The 4,409-nt window shown below is 62.6% G+C and carries 7 protein-coding genes; 6 read left to right on the forward strand and 1 reads right to left on the reverse strand.

The genetic code is table 11. The annotated features are described in order from the left end of the window. Nucleotides 1-128: 128 nt before the first annotated feature. The 4 genes from FJZ36_18170 to FJZ36_18185 all read left to right on the forward strand — a co-directional run bounded on the left by FJZ36_18170 (nt 129) and on the right by FJZ36_18185 (nt 2,117). The gene (locus FJZ36_18170; GenBank protein MBM3216825.1) at nt 129-377 is read left to right on the forward strand and encodes a transposase; all 249 of its coding nucleotides are present in this window, start codon (nt 129-131) and stop codon (nt 375-377) included. Between the two features lie 150 nt (nt 378-527). Beyond that, nucleotides 528-902 (forward strand): transposase, encoded by a 375-nt coding sequence (locus FJZ36_18175; GenBank protein ID MBM3216826.1) that lies wholly within the window; start codon nt 528-530, stop codon nt 900-902. Between the two features lie 168 nt (nt 903-1,070). Continuing rightward, the gene (locus FJZ36_18180; protein ID MBM3216827.1) at nt 1,071-1,241 is read left to right on the forward strand and encodes a SelT/SelW/SelH family protein; all 171 of its coding nucleotides are present in this window, start codon (nt 1,071-1,073) and stop codon (nt 1,239-1,241) included. Nucleotides 1,242-1,271: 30 nt separating this feature from the next. Continuing rightward, nucleotides 1,272-2,117 (forward strand): ABC transporter ATP-binding protein, encoded by an 846-nt coding sequence (locus tag FJZ36_18185; protein ID MBM3216828.1) that lies wholly within the window; start codon nt 1,272-1,274, stop codon nt 2,115-2,117. Nucleotides 2,118-2,185: 68 nt separating this feature from the next. On the opposite strand, the gene FJZ36_18190 is transcribed toward FJZ36_18185, so the two are convergent. Next, nucleotides 2,186-2,941: a hypothetical protein gene (locus tag FJZ36_18190; protein ID MBM3216829.1), complete on the reverse strand. Its 756-nt coding sequence runs from the start codon at nt 2,939-2,941 to the stop codon at nt 2,186-2,188. A gap of 146 nt (nt 2,942-3,087) precedes the next feature. Here FJZ36_18190 and FJZ36_18195 point away from each other — a divergent pair, with 146 nt between their 5' ends. Continuing rightward, nucleotides 3,088-3,846, forward strand: coding sequence for an ABC transporter ATP-binding protein (locus tag FJZ36_18195; protein MBM3216830.1), 759 nt, complete (start codon nt 3,088-3,090; stop codon nt 3,844-3,846). A 4-nt stretch (nt 3,847-3,850) separates the two neighbouring features. Then, nucleotides 3,851-4,409: ABC transporter permease (locus FJZ36_18200; protein ID MBM3216831.1), on the forward strand; the 559-nt coding region annotated here is incomplete at its 3' end.

Here is a 4,409-nt window from a genome sequence, read left to right on the forward strand (position 1 = left end):
GGATCAAATCCAACCGCCAAGTCTCCGTCCCCGGACAACCGGGCGTCTATCAACGAGTGGACACTCTCGAATGGACGGGGGAAACGGTGACGACCGGGCAACAGCTCTGGCTGAAGGCGTTCGGTTGAGTGAAGGGCTTCCGAATCGTCCGCCCCTGTTCCGGCGGCAAGGAAGACAAGGAAGTAGAGGTGCAGTTCCACATCACCAACCACCTAGCGCTCAACAGTCGGGAGGAAGCCGAGTCGATCTTGGGCTACCGGTGGACGATCGAGCAATACCATCGGGAACCAAAGCAGATGACCGGCGTGGAGCGGTGTCAGGCGCGCAAGCAGCGGTCGCAGCGCAACCATATCACTGCGCTATCCTCGCGTGGGTGACCCTCTTTGAAGAAGCCAAGCGGCGCACGATCACCGTCTATCAGGTCAAGGAGCGTCTGTTGCACGACTATCTGAGGCAGCAACTGACGACTCCGACAGTCTCAGTGTGCCCATAGATGCACGAGCGAAAGTCCTGTCTACGAGAAGCGCATGAAGATCGAGGAGAGTTTCAAAGACCTGAAGTCGCTTCTGCACCTGGACAGACTGATGAACAAGAGCCGGGAGCGGATGGAGAAGACGATCGCCTTGACGCTCATCGCCTACGCGTTGGGCTACTTGTACGCGTTGGGCTACTTGGTGGGCGAAGCGGCGCGAGATGCTCTCTACGCGAAAAACACAGGAGTCCTACTCCCCGCTCTTCGTCCTCCTGAAACATCGGATCCCTCGCGCGCAAACGGATTCACGCTCGCCGTCGGATCGAGATTAGCCGTCATCGGATCCCTCGCGCACAAACGGACGCAGAACATCCGTCGCGACGCCTATCAACGGTGGATACTCCTCATCGCGCCCACTGTCCCAACTTAGCGGAGCAGGTCAGTGATGTTGGTTGCCTTGAGCCAGGAGCTTCGCTAACCTTGCGACTGAAGGACCAAGCGACATCGGTTCAGATGCTGCGTACGCATCAGGAGACGTGCGATGAAGCTCGACATCCGCTACTGCACTTCTTGAGGGTACAAGGACCGCGCTGCCAGTTTGGCAGCCATACTTCGAGACCGCGTCGCCAAGATCGCCGAACACACGCTGACGCCCGGGTCAGGCGGGGTGTTCGATGTCTCCGTCGACGGGAAGGTCATCTTCTCGAAGCACGAGCAGGGCAGGTTCCCGGATGCTGCGGAGATCGAGAAGTTGATCGGAGGCGCGTGACATGGAGGCGTGCGCGGGAACGCAAGCCGGTTGTCGCGCACGCGCCGAACGCTGACCCGGAGGGAGCACTTCATCTCTGAGATGCCGCTGTCGAGCGCTCCCACGGATGCGCCGCTCGTCGCAGAGCGCATTTGGGCATCGGTACGCCGTTCGACGATCCTCCGCGACGTGTCCTTGTTCCTGCCCCACGGAACCATCACCGGCATCCTCGGCGCGAACGGCGCCGGCAAGACGACATTCCTGCGCGTCGTTTCCGGTGTGCTGCGCCCGTCGGAGGGAGCCGTCTCGCTCGACGGACGGCCGATCGAGTCCTACAGTCGGTCAGCGCTCGCGCGGCGTCTCGGCGTGATTCCTCAGTACACCGACTTCACACTCGAGCTCAGCGTGCGGGACATCGTGTCGATGGGCAGGTTCTGCCACCGACCCATCTATGCCCGGCCGGAACGCGACGACGAATCGATCACCCTGGATGCGCTGCGTGCCATGCGCCTGGACGACCTGTCCGACCGGGCGGCGCACACGCTGAGCGGCGGAGAGAGGCAGCGCATGTTCATCGCCCAGGTGCTGGCTCAGCGGGCCCATGTCGTGCTGCTCGATGAGCCCACGGCGCACCTTGACGTGCGCTACCAGATCGACATCTTACAGACGTTCCAGGATATGGTGCGACTGAACGCCTGGACCGCTGCGACTGTGCTTCACGATCTGCGGCTGGCGTACCGGTTCTGCGACAGACTGGCGTTCCTGCGCAAGGGCGAGTTGCTCGCCGTCGGTCCGACGCGGGCAATGGCGGACGAGGGCTTGGTTCGCGAGACGTTCGGCGTGGAAGCACGCTTCGGCGAGTCAGATGGGCGGCTCGACGTGCAGATCGCGCTCTAACGGTTGGCGTGGGTCCGTGGCGTGGACAGCGGTCGGTTGGCTTCCAGCCGCTGTCCCGCCGAACGCGGCTACCGCTTGAGTTCTCCCCAGGAGACGGCGAGTCGTCCCTTCGGATCGACCGCCAGCGGGTCTGGCCCATCCTTGTCGAACACGAAGACATCGTCGAACGACGCCGTCGAGTGACCAGAGCCCGGCGTACCCGCTCCGCCGTTCAGTCCAGCGTTGGGCAGCGGCGCCCGGACCCCGCCGAAACCGCCGAAGGGCTTCGAGTCGAGCCACTCCTTGGGTTCAGCCTTCCCGTCATCCCATATCTTGCCGTAGACGGTCTTGCTGTCGATGTACATCTTGATCCAGTACCACTTGCCGACCTCGACGGGGTAGGTGGCTTCGCCGTTGAACCATGCCCTCTGGTCGTTGAGGAACTCCATGTTGGTCGCGGCGAGGCGCTCATGGATCAGCCATGTATACCCGTTGTACTTGTCGTTCGGATCGATCCACAGGCCGACTCCTGCTCGGGACCGGTCATGGTCCTTCCAGTCGTCGAGCCGAACGCGGCACATGACGCCGTATTCGTTGGGCCACCCCTTGCCCTGAATGACCGCGTAGGTCGTGTCGCCAGGCACGGGTTCCGTCTGACTCAGCACCCCGCCCTTGAGGACCCACTTGGGCTTGCCTGCCCCCGCCGCCGTCTGAGCGTACTCCGTGAGCCAGTCCTTCCCGAGCTGCGCGGCGCTGAAGTCATCATGGAACAACGTCTTCGCATAGACGGGCACTGCGATGATCGCCCCGAGCGCGATCAGGAGCGCTGTCTTTCCTCTCGCCATCATCGGTTCCTCCACTGAAAAGGTCGGCGACGGATGCCGCCGCAGACTTGATCTGCGAACGTTGATCGCGTACCATCGCCGGCGTGATCGCTGGTTCCGTTGCCCAGATTATCGCAGATTTCTCGCCCGGAAGCCACTCGCCGCAGATGCCACAGCCTGCCATCGTCGTGCAGCGACTCACGAAGCGGTTCGGCGATGTGGTCGCTGTGGACGACCTGTCCTTCGACGTCGCTGAAGCCGAGAACGTCGGCTTGCTGGGCCCGAACGGCGCCGGCAAGACGACGACCATCCAGATGATTCTGGGTCTAACCACGCCGACTTCCGGCGATATCCGGGTCCTTGGCATGGACGTGCGGAACCACCGGCGGCAGGTGCTCCAGCGTGTCAACTTCTCCTCGGCTTACATCTCGCTGCCCAGCAACCTGACAGCGCGCGAGAACCTGACGTTCTTCGCCCGGCTGTATGGCATCCGTCGGGCGCAGCGCCGGATCGACGAACTCCTCGGCATGTTCGAGATCGCCGAGGTGCGCGACCGAGTGACCGGGGCTTTGTCATCGGGACAGATGACTCGGCTCAATCTGTGCAAAGCGTTCCTGAACGACCCGGACGTCCTTTTCCTCGACGAACCGACGGCGAGCCTCGACCCGGACATCGCCGAGAAGGTGCGCGGCATCCTGACGCGGCTTCGGCAAGAACGGCGCCTGACGATGGTCTACACCTCGCACAACATGCATGAGATCGAGGCGATGTGCGACCGTGTCCTCTTCCTCTCTCGTGGTCGCATCGTCGCGCAAGGCACACCCAAGGACGTGCTGAGTCAGGCGAGGACTCAGTCGCTCGAGCAGGTTTTCATCTCGATTGCCAGGGACGGCGAGCTCCGCGACCTGTCGGTTCCAAGGGAGTAGAGAGGTGTGGACTCGCGTCAGCGCCATGATTCTGCGGTACTTGTATCTGTACCGGCGGAGCCTGGCGCGGGCGGGCGAAGTGTTCTTCTGGCCCGTGATGGACTTGCTGGTGTGGGGCTTCCTGACGGCTTACATGCGCCGGATGGTCGTGCCGGAGGCGGTTTTGTACCTTCTCGGCGGGATGATCTTCTGGGACGTGCTCTACCGGTCGCAGCAGGCGATCACGCTGTCTCTGACCGAAGAGATCTGGGTCAAGAACATCCTGAACGTCTTCGTCGCTCCGATCAGCATCGCGGAGATGGTGCTGGCGACGTGCCTGATGGGCGTCATCAAGGCTGGGATCACCGGGGTGGTGCTCGGCGGTCTCGCCTACGTCCTCTATTCGTTCCAGCTTTTCGACGTGGGGCTCGCGCTCGTGCCCTTCCTCGTCAGCCTGGTCCTTTTCGGGTGGGCGGTCGGGATGTGCACGATGGCGTTGATTCTGCGGTTCGGACAGGCTGCCGAGGCGCTCGTGTGGGGCGTCCCGTTCCTGATCCAGCCCTTCTCCGCGGTCTTCTATCCAG

This window comes from Candidatus Poribacteria bacterium (genome assembly GCA_016866785.1).
Classification (GTDB): Bacteria; Poribacteria; WGA-4E.

Excerpts from the sequence above, each read along its gene's own strand:
- FJZ36_18195 (MBM3216830.1), top strand. The coding sequence starts at position 3,088 with ATGCCACAGCCTGCCATCGTCGTGCAGCGACTCACGAAGCGGTTCGGC.
- FJZ36_18190 (MBM3216829.1), bottom strand. The coding sequence starts at position 2,941 with ATGGCGAGAGGAAAGACAGCGCTCCTGATCGCGCTCGGGGCGATCATC.
- FJZ36_18175 (MBM3216826.1), top strand. The coding sequence starts at position 528 with ATGAAGATCGAGGAGAGTTTCAAAGACCTGAAGTCGCTTCTGCACCTG.